Genomic DNA, 19,012 nt, shown 5'->3' with positions numbered 1-19,012 from the left:
ATGTACTATTAATCGTTTCAACTGGAATAAACAAAATATGTGACACATATGTTTAAGCATTGGTCAATTGTTGAAAGGGATGAAGAGTATGTCACAGCTGAACTTTGAAGAAAATTTATTAACTAAAGTAGCCTGGTACTATTATAAAGATCAATTAACACAACAAGAGATTGCTTCACTTCTTCATATTTCAAGAAATAAAGTCGTCCGGTTATTAGATAAGGCACGCAGTGAAGGTATCGTTACATTTCACGTAAAAGGAACCGGTTTGCATTGCTTGAGCATTGAACGTGACTTAATGAAAAAGTTCCACTTAAAAGATGCTTTCATTATCCCTACTCCAATAAACAATTATGCTACTTCTCTCGGAAAAGCCGCTGCACAATATTTAGAGACTCATCTCCAACAAGGTGATTTACTCGGCATCGGCTGGGGTGAAACGATAAGTAAAATGCTAGAAAACATTCATTTTGAAAGTTCTATTAATCTTTCATTCGTAACGCTAACAGGCGGAGTAAACCACTATCTCCCAAGAAAACAAAACTATTTACACTACATGCAAGGCGAACTTCATATTATTCCTACTCCTTTTCTAGCATCTTCTACTGAAATGGCACGAAGTATTTTATCAGAACCAAGTGTGAAAGATATGCTTCATGTCGCTTCACTTGCACATACAGCAGTTGTCGGTATTGGCGGGTTATCTCAAGACGCTACAATTGTAAAAGAAGAAAAATTAACGCTACGTGAAATGACATATATTCGAAGTCAAAACGGGGCGGGCGATATTTTAGGACAGTTTTATAATACGAATGGTGAGTTATTAGAGCTCTCGCATCATAATCGTCTAATTGGCACACCACTTACGATTCTTCGCAACATGAAGCATGTCATTGGTGTGGCTGGAGGTACTCAAAAGATAGATGCCATTTATGGGGCTTTAAAAGGGAATTTTATTCATACATTAATTACTGATGAAGAAACTGCGCTCTCCTTATTAAGAAAGGAAGGTGATTCTTAATGTCTACTTTATTAGCTTTCGATGCTGGTACAGGAAGCATTCGAGCTGTTCTTTTTGATTTACATGGCAATCAAATTGCAGTAAGCCAAAAGGAATGGGTTCATAAAACTGATCCTCGTTACCCCGGTTCTATGAATTTTGATGTAAAAGAAAACTGGCAACTTGTACAACAGTGTACGAAAGAAGTTCTGCAAAAAAGTAATATACTTCCCTCTTCTATTCAAGCTATTAGCGCTACAAGTATGCGAGAAGGTTTTGTTTTATATGATAAACATGGGCAAGAAATATGGGCATGTGCAAATGTTGATGGCCGTGCATCCGTCGAAGTTAGTGAATTAAAAGAAATTCGGTCACATCTTGAAAAAGATTTATATGCAAAGTCTGGTCAAACTTTTTCATTAGGTGCTTTACCACGCCTACTCTGGATAAAAAAACATGAACCCGACGTCTATAATAATATTTACTCTTTTACAATGTTAAACGATTGGATTTTATATAAACTAAGCGGCGTACTGCAAATTGATCCCTCAAACGGATGCACGTCAGGTATTTTTGACTTACAAAATAGAGTGTGGGATAACGATGTCGCTAAGGAGTGCGGTCTATCTTTGCCATTTTCACCAACAGTAAATGAAGCTGGTACAGTAATTGGCAACGTTACAAAAGAGTGTGCAGCATTAACTGGATTACGTGAAGGGATTCCTGTCGTCGCCGGGGGGGGAGATGCTCAAATGGCATCGCTCGGAACAGGAATCGTGAAACCGAATCAAACGTTAATATGCGGGGGTAGCTTTTGGCAACAAGAAGTGAATGTTACTGAGCCAATAACAGATCCACATGCTGCGATTCGAGTAAATTGTCACGTCGTTCCGAACCTATGGCAATATGAAACAATCGCCTTTTTCCCAGGTCTCGTTATGCGCTGGTTTCGAGACGCTTTTTGCCAAGAAGAAAAGAAACTTGCTGATAAACTCGGTGTAGATGCTTATGAATTACTAGAAGAACAAGCGAAAGACGTACCTGTCGGTTCACATGGCATTATCCCTACTTTTTCAAACGTTATGAACTACATTTCTTGGCGTCATGCCGCACCTTCTTTTTTAAATTTAAGTTTAGACGCTGACAAATGCGGAAAAAAAGAACTGTTTCGTGCTATTGAAGAAAATGCAGCCTTCATTACACTTGGAAACTTAAAATTAATAAAAAATCTAACTGGCACATTCCCTTCTGAAGTTATTTTTGCTGGCGGTGCCGCTAAAGGAAAACTATGGCCACAAATTCTATCAGACGTACTCGGTATTCCTGTAAAAGTACCTGTTGTGAAAGAAGCAGCTGCTTTAGGAACTGCGATTGCTGCTGGAGTTGGTGCTGGCATATATTCATCTATGGAAGAAACTGCCGAAGAGTTTGTACAGTGGGAGCAAACATTCGAACCAGTTACTGAAAATCACGAACTATATAAAGAGTTCTATGAAACATGGAAAACTGTATATGACAGTCAGCTCGCTTTAGCTGATAAAGGGCTCACCTCACATATGTGGATTGCGCCTGGTGCACTGTAACACATTACATAAAGGAGTGAACTGTATGTTAAAAGCGAATGAAAATGACTTCTCCTATCGCTTCGGTGATAACGGGCCGAAATATTTAATACAAGGTCCAAATATTGATCTTGGCCTTGTTGTCATTCAACCGGGCCAGGAGTTTCAAAACCATTATCATACGACGTGCGAAGAGGTCTTTTATGCATTAGAAGGTGAAATAGATTTCTATGTGAATAATGAAAGAGTTCCAATTAAACAAGGTGATGTCCTGCAAGTTCGTCCTCATGAATCTCACTATCTTATTAACCATTCTGACAAACCTTTTAAAGCTGTTTTTATTAAGTCACCACATTTACCAAATAAAGATACGGTACAAACGGAAAATCCAACATTAACGAAGGAGTGATTTGGAATGACTTGGGGATTTAAAAATCGATTAAATACAATTTTACCTGATGGTAGAGCGGTTATGTTAGCAATAGATCACGGTTATTTCTTAGGACCAATTCACGGACTAGAACAACCACTTGAAACAGTAAAAAACTTACTTCCTTATACAGACTCCCTCTTTTTAACGCGCGGTGTACTTAGCTCCTGCATTCCTGAAAACTGCAGCACACCGATGGTTATGCGTGTATCTGGCGGCGCTACTGTCGTCGGTAAAGATTTAGCGAATGAAACAATTGTTACACCTGTGAAAGAAGCAGTGAAGCAAAACGCAATTGGCGTTGGCGTTTCTGTTTTTGTCGGATCAGACTATGAAACACAAACTGTTTCGAATCTCGCAAATGTAGTCTCTGAAGCTCACGATTACGGCCTACCTGTACTCGGCATTACCGCAGTCGCAAAAGAATTACAAAAACGTGAAGCTCGCTTTCTAGCACTTGCTTCCCGCGTATGTGTTGAAATGGGTGCTGATATTATTAAAACGTATTACTGCGAAGGATTCGAAAAAATAACGAGCACATGCCCTGCCCCAGTCGTCATCGCGGGCGGCCCAAAACTAGATTCAATTGAAGACGCATTAAACATTACGTACAATGCGCTGCAAGAAGGCGCAATTGGAGTAGACATGGGCCGAAACATATGGCAATCCGAGCATCCAGCTGCGATGATTCAAGCAATACATGGCATTGTAAAAAATGGATTGAATGTGAAAGAGGCACTTGAACTTTATGATGATGTGAAGAATTAAAGTAAAAAAGACAGACTATTTATTAGTCTGTCTTTTTTACTTTACAGTGAAACTTTCTTAATCCGTCTTCTAATATGATACATATTTAAATTTTATACACCTTCAAATGATTACTCTTGATGATTACTATTAAGCTTTGAAACTTTCTTATCTTCTCTATAATCAAGACAAGACACTTCAATTAATAAGCCATTAAATACTGTAAAATAAAAACCATAACTACTACCTCTCATCGAATAAGGTTCCTTGTCTATTTCAATGCCGCCGGCTACTAAACGATTATATGCTTGATCCACTTCACTTGATGTATCCACTAAAAAACCAATATGAAAAGCTTCCGGATACGTAACTTCCTTATTCCCTTTAAATGCTTTTGGATCACTTAGTACAAGTATAAAACCACTCTCATCACTCATGACTACAAGTGCTTTCCCTTTTTGCTCCAAAAATTGAAAATCAAAAAATGTTTCAAAGAAATGTCTCGCTTCCTATAAATCATCAACACATAAATTTAAATGATTCAGCTTCATGTACTCATCTCCTTTTAAACTGAGGGTATATGGATTCATTTTTTTCATAACACTTAAATATGTAAGGGAAAATATTCAAGCGTTCCGTCTAAGACTATGCTTTATAAGTCTAATATTTTTTTCTATAGCCTAGAACGTTTTTTATGACTGTAATTCCATAAACTGTTCGACGCGAAATATTATTTTACCTATATAAAATAGCCACATTATTTATTTTTCAAATTGTGTAAAACCCACTCAATCAAGAAAATTGCTGCAGAGGTACGTTCTGTCGTATCACCTAAAAACAGTTTATTTATAAAACCTTTAAAATGAGTTGGTACTTTAGATAATGTTTCAATATACTTCAAAACAGATCCCGCTGGTGGTATAGGCTTATTATTAACAGCCCATATCCCATCTAACAATGTCCAAGTTGAAATTTGAACTATGTATGAAGCTTTTAACTCATCATTTGCTTTCAAGGCAGATTGAATTTTAATTAATGAACTATGCAACCAATGAGAAATGCCCTTCATTTTGTCGCTAGAAACACGATAGTTTTCAAATTCATATGTAGCTATTTCCTTTAACTTTTTCAACTCACCGCTTTTATCAAACAAAATTTCCCCTTCTAGAAATGAGTAAAATTCCATCTTGTTTTTAAAGTTTACTTGAATTTGATTAAAATCTGCACTCTTATATTCAACTAAAATATCATCTCTCGTTTCAAAATGAAATTTTTTCTTTTGTCCTTCTTCTAAAATAATATAGAAGTCTAAATCAGATTCAGGATATGCATCGCCTCTTGCGACAGATCCAATTAGCATGAATCCATTTACTTTATCTCTAAATAAATATTCATTTAAAATTGTTTGTACCAATTTTTTATGTTTTTCATTTGTAATGAATGAAAAACTCTCCATCATTTCCATCCCCCATTACTACAAAAAGAGGATACATGTTAGCATCTACAACATGTATCCTCTACTTATATATTACGACTGTTGATAAGCCGATTTCGATGATTTCACATAATAAACCGCATGATCCACATTAATAATATGATCTGGTTTTGGTTTATCACGGCCCGCTCTATGTCCAGCTAAGTGTTCTTCACTTGTTTCCCAGTTTTTCCATGCTTCTTCCGATTCCCAGCGAATCATTACGACAACTTCTTCGTCGCCGCGTCTTACTTTTTTCACGAGAACACTTAAATCGATGAAGCCTTCAAATTTTTCAATAATACCTTCTCCAGTGAAACGTTCTACAACTATATTTGATGTACCTTCTTTTACTGTAAATGTTTTCGTTTCGATAAACATATATTCCACTCCCTCTTTGTTATACGAATACTAGTATTCTTCTATTATAATTGATTATGATAATTATTTTCAATTGTAAAGTTTTAATTTTTTGAATTATGCTGATTTCTTTTCTATCGCCTCATCTAAAAATTTGAAATATGGAAGTAACATCCCTATTAAAGATGTAACACATATAACTGCACCGATAATTACATATAGCGCTCTTACTCCCCACATTTCACTCAATATTCCCCCTACTAACACACCTAATGGCATAGCGGATCGTATGAAAAATAAACGCACTGAAAATACTTGTCCTATCATATTATTTGGGACGATTTGTTGGCATATTGTTGTGTTATGAACATTGAAAAATGCAATACAAATCCCTGCTATTACTTCAATTAGTATTGCAATGATAATACTATGATTGAACCCTAGCGAAATGTATGTGAGTCCCCCTATAAACAATCCCCCAAGCATAAGTATACGCCGGCTTTTATATGTTACTTTTCCGACTAATACTGAGCCAATTACGTAGCCAAGTGGAAAACCTGCCATAAAATAGCCGTACTCTGCATATCCCGCTAACAGCTCGTCTTTTATATAAGGAAGATTTGTGACCATCGTTACCCCTACTCCAAACTGCACGAAAGTAAGAAATATACCAAGCCAAACGATGATTGGTTTTGTAAAAAAATATGTAAAACCTTGAAGAAATTGTTCTAGCCACGTTTTTCGTATATCTGTTGTAGTTCTCTTTTCTTTTATATAAAGTAAGAAAGCACCACTAACAAATAGACAAATACATACGAAAGATAATGTAAGTTCTGTTCCAATGAAATGAATGACTACTCCGCCCAATACTGGCGCAAGAAACATCATGAGACGAGTCATTCCATCAATATACGCATTTGCGTCTTGAAGTTGTCCTTGACTTACAATGCTCGGTGTAATTGCTTGACTTGCAGGTGTATAAAGAGGTGTAATAAGTCCCACTACAATTTGAACAACATAAATGTGCCAAACTTCTATACTACCTGTAACTAGCATCACCAAAGGTAATAAGAATACGGACGCCCGTATCCATTGTGAAAAAATCATAATCCACTTCCGGCTCCATTTATCAATAAATGGGCCACTTATTAATTGCAGTATGAGTGATGGGATGAAATATAATAGCCACATACTACTTAAAGCCATTTCCGATCCTGTTAACTCATATACTAGAATTGAATTACATAACGTTCCGAAAGCCCCTCCTAATTCAGAGATTGCACTACCAATCCACATGAAAAAGAACGAACGATTTTTCAATATATTTTTCAATTTCACACACCAACTTTTCTTTTATATTCCTCCCTTTATGTACATTCTCGTTGTTAATTATCTATTCAAAAACATATCTAATTCTTTCGCTAAAGACTGTACTGCTTTCTTTCTTAATACATATTTTCCGTCATGTATATCAACTAACTTCGCTGCACGTAACAATTTCAAATGATGGTGTACAGTCGATTTACCAAGCTGTAATCTTTCCGTTATTTCCTGTAATGTACGTTCTTTTTCAAATAACATTTTTACAATTCGCAATCTCGCCTCATCCCCAAGAGCCTTATGTTTTTGAACTAAAAAATAATTCGGTTCATACGGATCTTCAGGATGAATGCTTTCATTCGCAACTGGATAATGAAATACTTTCGTATCATCAATATCCGCTTCAATATTCCACGGTCTGTACGTCATTTGCGGAATAAGAAGTACGTGATGAACACTTGGCTCTGGCATATAGTTCACTCCGCCAGTCGCCCACTCGACAAACTCTTCCGGCTTCATCTTTTTATTCATTTCATTTTTCGCTTCATAATCTCGTTTTAATATAGAAAGTATTTGTTCTTCCTCTCTTTTAATAACACTCTCATACCAACCTGTCATAACAGCGATTAAATGCGATTTCAGCACTTGTACATCTACATTACATATAAAGCTAATATAAGTAGAAAAAAACTGATGATTATCTGTTAGTTCCTTTAGTTCGTGTATTGCACATACAACTCCCGTTGCAGCTAAACGTCTTTTCTCTTCATACTTCTCTCCTAAAAACGGTAAACATATAAATTTCAAATCTTCTTCTGAAAATGAATCAATTTTAAAATTAAACTGCGATAAATCTTGAAAATCCTCTTCATACAATAACTGGAGTAATGCTTTCCACGTATTATGTTCTTCTACAAACTGTAAGTGTTCTCTCATTTCTTCTGTTAATGCTTCCTTAATTTCTTCCCATTCATTTTGACTCTTTTCAAGAGTATCAATTAACCTTTTATGAGTAATCGCAGCAATGCCAAGTGCACATTCGAAAAGTATCGAATATTTCACCTGAACGTTGTATGTTTCCCTTTTTCTGCTCGTTATGTGATAGACCTCCATTTTTATCCCCTCCTTGTTTGCTATATAATATATTCTATTTTTATCGAATTTTACCTTCTATATTTTTAGAACCGTTTTGCAACTTTAAAAAAACTTTAATCAATGAGCAAACAGAAAAAGGTTTATACTCTTTTCATTCTGACTCAATGAAAGCCTTGATTATTAAATATCATATTAAAAATGAGATTTTTTAATGGCTCAATTATACGTTGTATTTCACTCTCTTGTTCAACTATAGAGAAGGTTTATTGAAGAGAAAAGCGAACGCTTCAAGTACATGATGCCTTACAATCTTCATTAACCGCCCTTCAAGAAGCAGAACTAGATCAACTAAGTCCTTCTCTACCAGTTTGGCAACAATATATGAATATCCTTTTGCATGATGCTTATCATACAGGACAAATTATACAGCTTCGGAAACTTCAAGGTTCATGGCCAACTCACCGTTCTTATTTATAAAGTGAAATTTTAATCAGCTCTTACCAATCGGGATTTTGCGGGCAGCCCATCCCCACTTCACTTCTTTGCTTTCCCTGAATTTTGAGGTAAAAGTCTTACTGCCCGTTAATCCGGGATAAACGATGTTTAAAATCGCATACGTTTAATATCCAACAAAACAATTGAAAACAACTAATTGTTCGATAATTACTGCGATTGCTCAAAATAAAGCAAATTAAAATACGTGAATCCCAAACATCATTTACCCTCTTCATAACTTCTGATCATAATCCAAATTTGGAAGAATAGAGGCTTTTTTATATACAAATAATAAGCCTCAAGGAGTTGTTGACATGTATTTCATATTGAATATGTTAGGGATTTTCGTTGTCATATTAATCGTTTTCTTATGTTCGCCTAATAAAAAACATATAAAATGGAGACCAATTGTAATTCTCATCCTATTGGAGCTTTTTATTACATGGTTTATGTTAGGCACAAAGCTCGGCAGTATTATCATTAATAAAATTGCGTCATTTTTCAGTTGGCTACTAGCATGTGCGAATGAAGGTATTCGATTTGCATTTCCTTCAGCTATGGAAAGTCAGCACATTGATTTCTTCTTTAGTGCGTTACTTCCTATCATTTTTGTTATTACTTTTTTCGATATTCTATCTTATTTCGGAATCTTAACTTGGATTATTGATAAAGTAGGTGCAGTTATTTCAAAGATTTCTCGTTTACCAAAGTTAGAAAGTTTCTTTTCGATTCAAATGATGTTTTTAGGAAACACCGAAGCACTTGCGGTTGTTCGTGATCAATTATCTGTGTTAAAAGAAAATCGATTATTAACTTTTGGAATTATGAGTATGAGTAGCGTTAGCGGATCCATTCTTGGCGCTTATTTATCAATGGTGCCAGCAACATATATTTTCAGCGCAATCCCATTAAACTGTATTAACGCATTAATTTTAGCCAATGTATTAAATCCTGTGGAAGTTTCGAAAGAAGAAGACGTTGTTTACACACCTTCAAAACATGAAAAAAAGGATTTCTTTTCTACTATTTCAAACAGTATGTTAGTTGGGATGAATATGGTTATCGTTATTTTAGCTATGGTAATTGGTTATGTAGCTTTAACAGCATGTTTAAATGGGATTTTAGGATTTTTTGTAACAGGGTTAACAATTCAAAAAATCTTCTCCATTATCTTTAGTCCTTTTGCATTTTTACTCGGTTTATCAGGCAGTGATGCTATGTATGTAGCTGAATTAATGGGGATCAAAATAACGACGAATGAATTTGTTGCAATGATGGATTTAAAATCAAACTTAAAGTCGCTACAACCGCATACGGTTGCGGTTGCAACGACATTTCTAGCTTCTTTTGCTAACTTTAGTACAGTAGGTATGATTTATGGAACTTACAATTCATTATTTGGCGGAGAAAAATCATCAGTCATCGGTAAAAATGTTTGGAAGCTTCTTGTTAGCGGGATGGCTGTTTCTTTATTAAGTGCTATGCTCGTTGGGCTATTTGTATGGTAAATAATTTTTATAATAAAAGACACCCAAGCCAATTGAGTGTCTTTTATTATTATTTTCGAATTTGCCCATTTCCACGAATCACATATTTTGTAGAAGTTAATGCTGGAAGCCCCATTGGTCCTCTTACGTGTAACTTTTGTGTACTGATACCAATTTCCGCTCCGAATCCAAATTCGGATCCATCTGTAAAACGAGTCGATGCATTATGATAAAGTACCGCGGCATCTACAGAAGTAAAAAACTTGCTGACGTTTTCCTCGTTTTCAGTAATAATTGCTTCAGAATGCATAGATCCATACGTATTTATATGATGAATCGCTTCTTCAACAGTGGAAACCACTTTCACTGCTAGTGTGAGAGATAAAAACTCAGTTTCCCAGTCTTCTTCTGTCGCAAGTAAGATAGAAGGATCAATCTCCACTGCTTTATTATCACCACGTAGCTCCACTCCTCTTTCCTTCAAGGAAGAAAACAACTCGCTACCATATTGCTCTGCCCACTTCTCATGAAGTACAATCGTTTCAATTGCATTACATACAGATGGACGCTGCGTTTTTGCGTTTATAATAATATCAAATGCCATTTGTTTATCCGCTGTTTCATCAATGAAAATATGACAATTCCCCGCACCTGTTTCAAGTACTGGAACAGACGCTTCCCTCACTACTGTATCAATTAATTGTTTACCGCCTCTTGGTATAAGAACATCCAAGTACTCGTTCAATGTAAACAACTGTTTTGCACTATCTCTCGTTGTATCTTCTATGAGCTGTACACTTTCTGAAGGCAAGCTAGTCTGCTTAAGCGCCCTGTGAATAACGCTAACGATGGCTTTGTTAGAATGAATAGCAGAAGAACTACCACGTAGTATTACTGCGTTTCCTGTTTTTAAACAAATTGTAGCAGCATCAACAGTTACATTCGGTCTTGCCTCATAAATCATTCCGACAACACCAAGTGGTACGCGCATCTCCTGAATAGATAGTCCATTTGGTCGTTCCCATGCACTTACACATTCTCCTACAGGATCACGTAATTCAATTAACTGCTTAATACCCTCTGTCATATCAACAATTCGCTGTTCATTCAGCAAAAGGCGATCAAGGATTGAATGAGAAAATCCTTTCTCCTTACCTTCTTCAATATCCCGTTTGTTTTCTTCTAAAATATAAGCTGTTTCTACTATCAGCTGATTAGCAATTGCAGCAAGTGCTTCATTTTTTTGATCTGTAGTTTTAAGCACAAGTTCTCTAGCAACCTCTTTTGCTTTTATCCCCTTTGCCAACACTTCATTCATTTTTATTTCCTCCTTTTTAAAGTGAAACCCAATGATCCCTATGGATGACTTCATAACTATGTCTCTCGCCTCTTACTTGAATATCTTGGCTTTGCATACCTTTTACATCTCTTAGTTCCTCTGCACTATATGTGCATTGTCCTTTTCCTATTACGCGCCCTTGTTGCGTTACAACCTCTACAACTTCACCCACTTGGAAAAATCCTGATACATTCGTAACACCAGCTGGAAGTAAACTCTTCCCATGCTGAATGATGGCAGTAGCTGCCCCAGCATCTACTTCAATTTGTCCGCTAACAAGCGAATGCAAGGCAATCCATTGCTTGTTCATCTTCATTTCTTTTTGAGGAGCATTACCAACATACGTTCCATCACCCTTACCCTTCAAAACATCTACAAACTTTTCCTGTCCACGTCCTGTTCCGATAAATACACTCACACCAAGAGAGAGTGCTGTCTTTGCAGCATCGATTTTTGATTTCATACCGCCAGTCCCAAGTTTTGAGCCTGCATCTCCTGCAAGAGAAGAAATTTCTTCCGTAACTTCAGGAAGAAAATAATATTTTTTTGCATCCGCATTTTTCTGAGGATTTTTGTCATATAACCCGTTCACATCCGTAAAGATCATAAGCATATCCGCCGAAACAAGCCCGCTTACTAAAGCTGACAGCATATCATTATCACCGAACGTTAGCTCCTCTAAAGAGATGGAATCATTTTCATTAATAATTGGAAGAGCGGAACGGTTTAATAATTCTCCTAACGTAGCGTAAGCATTACTATATTGTTCTTTTCTAGAAAAATCACTTCTCGTCAGCAAAAGTTGCGCAGTAACGATGCCATATTTACGGAATTCCTCCGTGTACGCCTGCATTAACAAACTTTGTCCGACAGCTGCTGCAGCCTGTTTCCCTTTAATCGTTACAGGTCTGCTAGGATATCCTAGCGCTGAAAAACCTGCAGCGACGGCTCCAGATGTAATTAACACAACCTCGTGCCCATCTTCTTTCAACCGAGCCAATGCGGCAACGTGATCTGAAAGCTGTTCTGTAGAGATGCCTCCATGACTATCTGCCAAGGAACTACTCCCAATCTTTACAACAATTCGTTGTTTTTTCACTTTTTTATCCCCCAAGTCTAAAATCAAAGTTTTTTTATAAATTACACTTCATTCACTTTGTAACTATATCTATTCTCATCAATGCTGCACTGAAGTATTTAAGAGCAAAATAAAAATGACCGCTTCGCCCTTAATAAAATAAAAAGGACGAAACGGTCATTGTTCCGCGGTACCACCTTAATTGATATACATAGATATCCACTTGGTGCCTATAACGCAGGCGAACGCCTAAACTTTCATTTAAGACTCAGGGATAGGTTCGATATATTCTATACGAGGAATCTTTCAGCCGGTGAATTCCACTCTCTTTCGCAAGAAGACATATGTACTAATTCCCTTCAACGATTTTCAATCTAATTTTTTTATATTATGCGATATAGTTCGATTCGGTGTCAAGAGGTATTTTTAAAAATAAATAGAGCCACAAGTTATTTGTATGAAATTATCGCCCTACTGAATGAAAATACAAAATGATATAAGTTTAACTCATATTCATAAACATAAAACCTTACATTATAGTGTATATATTTACATAATGTCGAATATAATTAATTTTTGTCTTTTAGTGTTGCAAAAAGGAATATATTCTCTTAGAATGTTTCTTTATATTGCACAGGGATGTTATTCTTATTCTAAGAAAATAATATCAAACCGATATAATTGATTATAAAAGGAGCAAGATTGAGTTATTATGGATAAACAAATTGGATTCATCGGTTGCGGAAATATGGGAATGGCTATGATTGGCGGAATGATAAACAAAAATATAGTGTCTGCAAATCAAATTATTTGTTCAGATTTAAACACTGCTAATTTAAAAAATGCTAGTGAAAAATATGGGCTAACTACAACTACCGACAACAATAAAGTAGCTAAAAATGCTGATATTTTAATTTTATCAATCAAACCAGACCTATATTCATCAATAATTAATGAAATAAAAGAAGTAATCAAAAACGATGCTATCATCGTTACGATCGCTGCTGGAAAAAGTATTGAAAGTACTGAAAATGCCTTTAATAAAAAAGTAAAGGTTGTAAGAGTAATGCCTAATACTCCTGCTCTTGTTGGAGAAGGAATGTCTGCATTATGCCCTAATGAAATGGTTACAGAAAAAGATTTAGAAGATGTACTAAACATTTTCAATAGTTTTGGTCAAACAGAGATCGTAAGTGAAAAATTAATGGATGTTGTCACATCCGTAAGTGGTTCTTCACCAGCTTATGTATATATGATTATAGAAGCGATGGCAGATGCTGCTGTACTAGATGGTATGCCAAGAAATCAAGCATATAAATTCGCTGCTCAAGCTGTGTTAGGCTCTGCAAAAATGGTACTAGAAACAGGAATACATCCAGGTGAATTGAAAGATATGGTTTGTTCTCCTGGCGGAACGACAATAGAAGCTGTAGCGACATTAGAGGAAAAAGGATTACGAACAGCGATTATTTCAGCTATGCAGCGTTGTACGAAAAAGTCTGTTGAACTATCTGGTCAAACTAAAAAATAAAACTATAAAAGAGATTACGTTAGCTATGAATTCACATACTTTTAATTAAAAATTCACTACATGATAAACGGCCAAACTCATATAAAATTGAGCTTGGCCGTTCTACTTTTTAATTATATTAAAATAATTTTATTTGACTCTTCTTTAAAGGTTCTGTTTTATCCCTTACCTATTCCCTACTATGATTGTGTAATTTTATTAGAAACTAATAATTTTTCAATGCATTTCGGTAACATATCTAATAGTGTTTCAAATGCGTAGTTTACATCTAGACGTTCTGTCCATTGATGTGCATCTTTTCCTACCGGTCCCATATTTAATACTGGAACATCAAACTCTTCTAATTCCTGAAGCGGAATTGAATAGCCTTTATCCCATAATGGCATATTGTCTACAAGCGAACTCATTGAATCCAGTGGATACTGCAAGCCTACATAGCTTAAATCTGAAATCCCCCCAAAATAATTTTGGTTTTCAAATGTAATTTTATGATTGTAATGTGCATACTTTTCCATTTCTACAACTACCTCTTTTATTAAAGGATTGTTGCGTGAACTCACAGCTGGATAGTACGGCGGAGCGAAGAAAAGTACAATCATCGGTGCCTTTTCTTTACATAAAATCGCTAATTTATCTACTAAATCAATCGTTACCGCACGATCATCTTTATCTCCTCTATTTTTTATAATATTAGATTGAATATGATCTATTTTTTCTCGTCCATGTTGCTCAATTGCATATGTGATAAGCTCTTCATAAGTTAATACATTTACTTTGAGATTAGGTGGTATAAATGGATTATATTTAGAAAAACGATATGCATGTTTTTCATACGACTCTTCTATTTTCTCTGCTACTTTCGTTACTTTTTGACGTAACAATGAAACTACATCTGTCATTGATTTTTCTAATAAAAACAAATTAAATAATGTGACTGCACGATGCGGAATTTGTACAGAATAATCCTCTTTTAAGTCCCTTTGAAGTAAGTTAGTTGGTGGAGGACTCGCTTCCCCTTCTATAATATCACAAAGGTCTGTGTTTAACTCTAGTTCTGCTGTTATTAATGAAGCCATATAACTCCCATTTAACCCTGCAAAAGGTTCACCTACATGTGTCTCTTTTCCGTAGCAAAGAAAACCAGGTAACACTTTACCAATAGAGCCAGTGTAAATATACTTATTTTGGTCACCAGGATGTCTTGAAAACATAGGCTCTGAGTTTAAGACCGTTTTATAATCTAAATTATGCTCTCTTGCTAAATCTAATAGTCTCGGAACAGCGGCCCTCATCCCTACAGAATTCACTTCTTCATCTGGTACAGCCAATAAAAGAACATTCCCATCGAATCTTCCTTCACATGCTTGTTCAATCATTGCCATTTGTAATGCGAGGCCGCATTTCATGTCCATTGTTCCTCTACCAAACAGCCAATCTCCATGTTCTATATCTTCACGTACATGGTCTGGAAGTTCATCTTTATGAGAATAAAACATAGATGTTAACTTTTTAGGATTAAATGCATCTTCTTTCCACACTCCGTAATCTTGTACATCTACAACATCAAAGTGACTTACTAGAATTACAGTATTTTTTGTACTATCGCTTTTCTTTACTAGTGCTGTAACAAAATATCGTCCGTCCCCCGTCGGATTTTTTTGCACATGGTGCGGGTTTTCTTTGAAGTACTGTAAATCAGATAATTGCTCCACAACAAAGTCTGGCAATATCACTTCAGCCTCTGTACCTGTAATACTAGGAATTTCAACAAGACTGCTTAATAATTGAATCAATTGTTCTTTTGATTGCCACTTTGACATATAAATCCCCCTATTTTTCCGCATTATGAAAACGAATTCCAATATATGAATAAAAAATGACGACAGCTATCAAAATTATAGTTCTGATGTACTGCCGATTTTTATTGATATTTCATGAGCTGCTTGTTTTACCTTGCTAATAAGAAAAGATAGTCGATCATCATTAATACGATGACTAATTAACCCAACACTTAATGCTCCTACTACTTTATGATTAAATCCGATAATAGGTGCAGCTACTGAAGCTGTCCCTTCTGTTTTTTCACCATAACTGACAGCATATCCTTCATTTTTTATTTGCTTTATTTGATTAAGAAGAATTTGCTTTTGTTCTGGTAATGAAGGAAGTAAATACTCTACAATATGTTCCATTTCATTCGTTTTCATATTGGCAAGCATCGTTTTATTTGCAGCACCAATTGAAAGTGGAATTTGTTCTCCTAGATTATCGATAACCCGAATTTTTAAAGGACTATCAATTCTTTCAATGATAATAGAATGCGTTCCGTTTGGAATATTCAAATAGACACTTTCTTCCACTTCAGCAGCCAAACGTTTCATCACTTCTCTTGCAACAGATCTGTAGTCTACCTTCTCCAATTGACGTAACCCTATTTCCATCCACATTGGTCCAATTTTGTACTGTTTTGTCTCTGTAATTTGTGTAACTAACCCATGCTCCATTAGAGAGTTAAGTAATCTATGTACTGTACTAACTGGGAGATGTGTTCCATCAGCTATATCAGAAATAGCCCAATACTCTTTTTCATTTGTAGAATTCAATAATTTAATAATACTTATCGCTCGATCAATGGACTGTACCATAACTCGCCTCAACTTTACTCGTAGTATGTTAGTACGTTTAATTAACTATCAATTTAGCAAACATTCGAAATGAAATCAATATATTTATTCAATTTTCTAACAATAAAAATATATCACTAACAACGAATTGAAAACGCAAACAAAAAAATATTGACTTTCCTTTTTAATTATCTGAAAATTATAACAATATTTCACATCACGGAATACATTCCATAATACGGAAAAACATCAAACTTTATTCTATCAACTACGAAAGTGAGGAAAACAATGGCGCAAGTAAACAATACAAACAATGAATTAAAACGTACGATGAAAAGTAGACACTTATTCATGATTGCACTCGGTGGTGTGATTGGAACGGGATTATTTAACGGATCTGGCTTTATAATAAGTCAAGCTGGACCTGGTGGATCCGTACTTGCCTTTATGGCCGGTGGATTATTAATGTATTTCGTTATGCTATGTCTTGGTGAACTCGCTGTAGCCATGCCTGTTTCGGGTTCTTTCCAGGAATATGCCACTAAATTCATCAATCCTGCAACTGGCTTTACAATCGGATGGTTGTATTGGTTAAGCTGGGCGAATACGACCGGTCTTGAATTTACAACTGCCGGTATTACAATGCAGCGCTGGTTTCCTGATATTCCTGTTTGGGTTTGGTGTTTAATATTTGGCGTTACAATCTTTACTATTAACGCATTATCTGCTCGTAGTTATGCAGAAACAGAATTTTGGTTTTCAAGTATAAAAGTATCTGCCATTATAGCTTTTATAATTCTTGGTGGCGCCGCTATGTTCGGCTTTATTGATTTAAAAGGCGACGAACCAGCTCCACTTCTTTCAAATTTCGTAAATCATGGTGGTTTATTTCCGAATGGACTTGCAGCTATTCTATTAACAATGGTTACAGTCAATTATTCCTTCCAAGGTACAGAGCTTGTCGGAATCGCAGCAGGTGAAAGTGAAGATCCAGCAAAAACTTTACCTCGTTCTATTAGAAATATTATATGGCGCACAATGTTTTTCTTCGTCTTAGCAATCTTTGTTCTTGTTGCTTTAATTCCTTGGGAAGAAGCAGGACTCACAAAGAGCCCATTCGTTGCTGTTTTTGATAATATCGGTATTCCATATGCAGCTGATATTATGAACTTTGTTATTCTTACTGCTGTTCTTTCTGTTGCAAACTCAGGACTATACGCTGCTACTCGCATGCTTTGGTCTTTATCAAAAAACGAAATGGCTCCAGCATTTTTAAAGAAATTATCATCACGTGGGATTCCTCTCAACGCTTTAATCATGACAATAGCTATTTCTGCTTTTTCTCTTTTAACAAGCGTCGTAGCTGCTGAAACGGTTTACTTATGGTTAATTTCCATTTCTGGAGTCATAACAATTATTGTTTGGATGTCAATTTGTGTTTCTCAATTCTTTTTCCGCAAACACTATTTAGCTGAAGGTGGAAAATTAGACGACTTGAAGTTCAGAACTCCACTCTATCCCCTTGTACCAATTCTTGGTTTTGGATTGTATGGCATTATATTAGTAAGTCTTATCTTTATCCCAGATCAAAGACTAGGCATTTATTGTACTGTACCATTTATCATCTTTTGCTATACCTACTATCACTTTAAAGTTAAGAAAAGAATTGCAACTAACACTCAAAGTGAAACTAAAATTAGCGAAACTTCGTAATATTGTACGATACAAAAAAGACAACACGTGGCGTTTCACTTCATGTGTTGTCTTTTTTTATTATTTAAATATGAGTTCACCTGAATTTAATGGATTTTTCTCTTCTCCTACAAAAGTAGTAAAATTTTCATTTGAACTTGCTACCTCAGTTGGATTTATCGTATTTCAATTTCGATATAATAATAAATAGGTATATCAGATATAGCTGTACATTATTAGAATTACATTCATTACTCAACTGGTAGTTACCAAGAAAGAAAGGAATGATCATAATGATACAGAACATATACGAGACTCATTTACATGTAAGAAATTTAGAAAAAGCGATAAATTTCTATCAAAACAAGCTAGGATTAACGTTAGCAAGAAAACTCTCCAAAAGAAGAGTGGCTTTCTTTTGGGTCGGAGAAAATAAAAAACAAATGCTTGGACTATGGGAAGTAAATAATATCGAAGACTTTGAGCTGAGACATTTTGCTTTTGGTGTAAATTTAGAGTTTTTAATGACTTCTAAAGCGTGGTTAGAGGAGCGTGGAATAGAAGTGATAGGAAGTCAAGGAAAAGGAAATCAAGAGCCAATTGTCCAAAGGTGGATGCCCGCTGCAAGTGTATACTTTCTAGATTGTGATAGAAATAAATTAGAATTCATTTCTATGTTACATGACAATCCAGATGAATTAGAATATGCATCCTATTTAAGTGTATGGAATGCGGAACACCAAGAAAAATGAATGAAATTTCCGTTCAAGTCTTTTCT

General features: G+C 35.5%; 16 protein-coding genes, 2 pseudogenes and 1 other annotated feature. Of the genes and pseudogenes, 9 read left to right on the top strand and 9 right to left on the bottom strand.

Going from position 1 to position 19,012, the window contains the following annotated elements; genetic code table 11:
* The first annotated feature begins 70 nt into the window (after positions 1-70).
* Genes QO049_RS26460 through lsrF form a run of 4 tightly spaced genes read left to right on the top strand, consistent with a single transcriptional unit; the run spans position 71 to position 3,760 of the window.
* Entirely contained in the window at positions 71-1,021 is a 951-nt protein-coding gene (locus QO049_RS26460; RefSeq protein ID WP_134995477.1) for a sugar-binding transcriptional regulator, read from the top strand.
* On the top strand, positions 1,021-2,583 hold the full coding sequence (gene lsrK, locus QO049_RS26455) for an autoinducer-2 kinase (RefSeq protein ID WP_070184052.1): 1,563 nt from the start codon (positions 1,021-1,023) through the stop codon (positions 2,581-2,583). The genes QO049_RS26460 and lsrK overlap by 1 nt, the downstream gene beginning before the upstream one ends.
* Positions 2,584-2,608: 25 nt before the next feature.
* Positions 2,609-2,971, top strand: a complete 363-nt coding sequence (locus tag QO049_RS26450; protein ID WP_000909986.1) for a cupin domain-containing protein — start codon at positions 2,609-2,611, stop codon at positions 2,969-2,971.
* A gap of 6 nt (positions 2,972-2,977) precedes the next feature.
* Positions 2,978-3,760, top strand: a complete 783-nt coding sequence (gene lsrF, locus QO049_RS26445; protein ID WP_000219772.1) for a 3-hydroxy-5-phosphonooxypentane-2,4-dione thiolase — start codon at positions 2,978-2,980, stop codon at positions 3,758-3,760.
* Between the two features lie 110 nt (positions 3,761-3,870).
* Here lsrF and QO049_RS26440 read toward each other — a convergent pair.
* The 5 genes and pseudogenes from QO049_RS26440 to QO049_RS26420 form a co-directional block, all read right to left on the bottom strand.
* Positions 3,871-4,290: pseudogene (locus QO049_RS26440) on the bottom strand (VOC family protein).
* Between the two features lie 206 nt (positions 4,291-4,496).
* Positions 4,497-5,198: a nucleotidyltransferase domain-containing protein gene (locus QO049_RS26435; RefSeq protein WP_246960301.1), complete on the bottom strand. Its 702-nt coding sequence runs from the start codon at positions 5,196-5,198 to the stop codon at positions 4,497-4,499.
* A 69-nt stretch (positions 5,199-5,267) separates the two neighbouring features.
* The gene (hmoA, locus tag QO049_RS26430) at positions 5,268-5,594 is read right to left on the bottom strand and encodes a heme-degrading monooxygenase HmoA (protein WP_246960304.1); all 327 of its coding nucleotides are present in this window, start codon (positions 5,592-5,594) and stop codon (positions 5,268-5,270) included.
* A gap of 96 nt (positions 5,595-5,690) precedes the next feature.
* Positions 5,691-6,911, bottom strand: coding sequence for an MFS transporter (locus tag QO049_RS26425; protein WP_080450943.1), 1,221 nt, complete (start codon positions 6,909-6,911; stop codon positions 5,691-5,693).
* 51 nt (positions 6,912-6,962) lie between these two features.
* Positions 6,963-8,006 (bottom strand): ArsR/SmtB family transcription factor, encoded by a 1,044-nt coding sequence (locus QO049_RS26420; RefSeq protein WP_097856271.1) that lies wholly within the window; start codon positions 8,004-8,006, stop codon positions 6,963-6,965.
* A gap of 258 nt (positions 8,007-8,264) precedes the next feature.
* Here QO049_RS26420 and QO049_RS26415 point away from each other — a divergent pair.
* Both QO049_RS26415 and QO049_RS26410 read left to right on the top strand, forming a co-directional pair.
* Positions 8,265-8,465 (top strand): annotated as a pseudogene (locus tag QO049_RS26415) (DinB family protein); the annotation flags it as partial.
* Between the two features lie 332 nt (positions 8,466-8,797).
* Complete coding sequence (locus QO049_RS26410) at positions 8,798-9,991, top strand: NupC/NupG family nucleoside CNT transporter (RefSeq protein ID WP_000273603.1); 1,194 nt, start codon at positions 8,798-8,800, stop codon at positions 9,989-9,991.
* A gap of 49 nt (positions 9,992-10,040) precedes the next feature.
* On the opposite strand, the gene QO049_RS26405 is transcribed toward QO049_RS26410, so the two are convergent.
* On the bottom strand, positions 10,041-11,288 hold the full coding sequence (locus tag QO049_RS26405; protein WP_001006617.1) for a glutamate-5-semialdehyde dehydrogenase: 1,248 nt from the start codon (positions 11,286-11,288) through the stop codon (positions 10,041-10,043).
* A gap of 16 nt (positions 11,289-11,304) precedes the next feature.
* Positions 11,305-12,408, bottom strand: coding sequence for a glutamate 5-kinase (proB, locus tag QO049_RS26400; RefSeq protein ID WP_000744736.1), 1,104 nt, complete (start codon positions 12,406-12,408; stop codon positions 11,305-11,307).
* A 140-nt stretch (positions 12,409-12,548) separates the two neighbouring features.
* Positions 12,549-12,759, bottom strand: a binding site (T-box leader).
* Between the two features lie 340 nt (positions 12,760-13,099).
* On the opposite strand from proB, the gene proC reads away from it, so the two are divergent.
* A complete protein-coding gene (gene proC, locus QO049_RS26395; RefSeq protein WP_284489639.1) occupies positions 13,100-13,918 on the top strand; it encodes a pyrroline-5-carboxylate reductase in 819 nt (272 codons plus the stop codon).
* A gap of 179 nt (positions 13,919-14,097) precedes the next feature.
* Here proC and QO049_RS26390 read toward each other — a convergent pair whose 3' ends face one another.
* Together QO049_RS26390 and QO049_RS26385 are read right to left on the bottom strand one after the other, a co-directional pair.
* A complete protein-coding gene (locus QO049_RS26390; RefSeq protein WP_246960327.1) occupies positions 14,098-15,762 on the bottom strand; it encodes a M20/M25/M40 family metallo-hydrolase in 1,665 nt (554 codons plus the stop codon).
* 51 nt (positions 15,763-15,813) lie between these two features.
* Complete coding sequence (locus QO049_RS26385) at positions 15,814-16,563, bottom strand: IclR family transcriptional regulator (protein WP_061655471.1); 750 nt, start codon at positions 16,561-16,563, stop codon at positions 15,814-15,816.
* A 267-nt stretch (positions 16,564-16,830) separates the two neighbouring features.
* On the opposite strand from QO049_RS26385, the gene QO049_RS26380 reads away from it, so the two are divergent.
* Positions 16,831-18,255, top strand: a complete 1,425-nt coding sequence (locus QO049_RS26380) for an amino acid permease (RefSeq protein ID WP_000079967.1) — start codon at positions 16,831-16,833, stop codon at positions 18,253-18,255.
* A 272-nt stretch (positions 18,256-18,527) separates the two neighbouring features.
* The gene (locus tag QO049_RS26375; protein ID WP_000615639.1) at positions 18,528-18,986 is read left to right on the top strand and encodes a VOC family protein; all 459 of its coding nucleotides are present in this window, start codon (positions 18,528-18,530) and stop codon (positions 18,984-18,986) included.
* The last annotated feature ends 26 nt before the right edge of the window (positions 18,987-19,012 follow it).

It is taken from the genome of Bacillus sp. RB3, from assembly GCF_030164735.1.
Lineage (GTDB): Bacteria > Bacillota > Bacilli > Bacillales > Bacillaceae_G > Bacillus_A > Bacillus_A cereus.
This window is presented reverse-complemented; position numbering and strand designations above follow the sequence as displayed.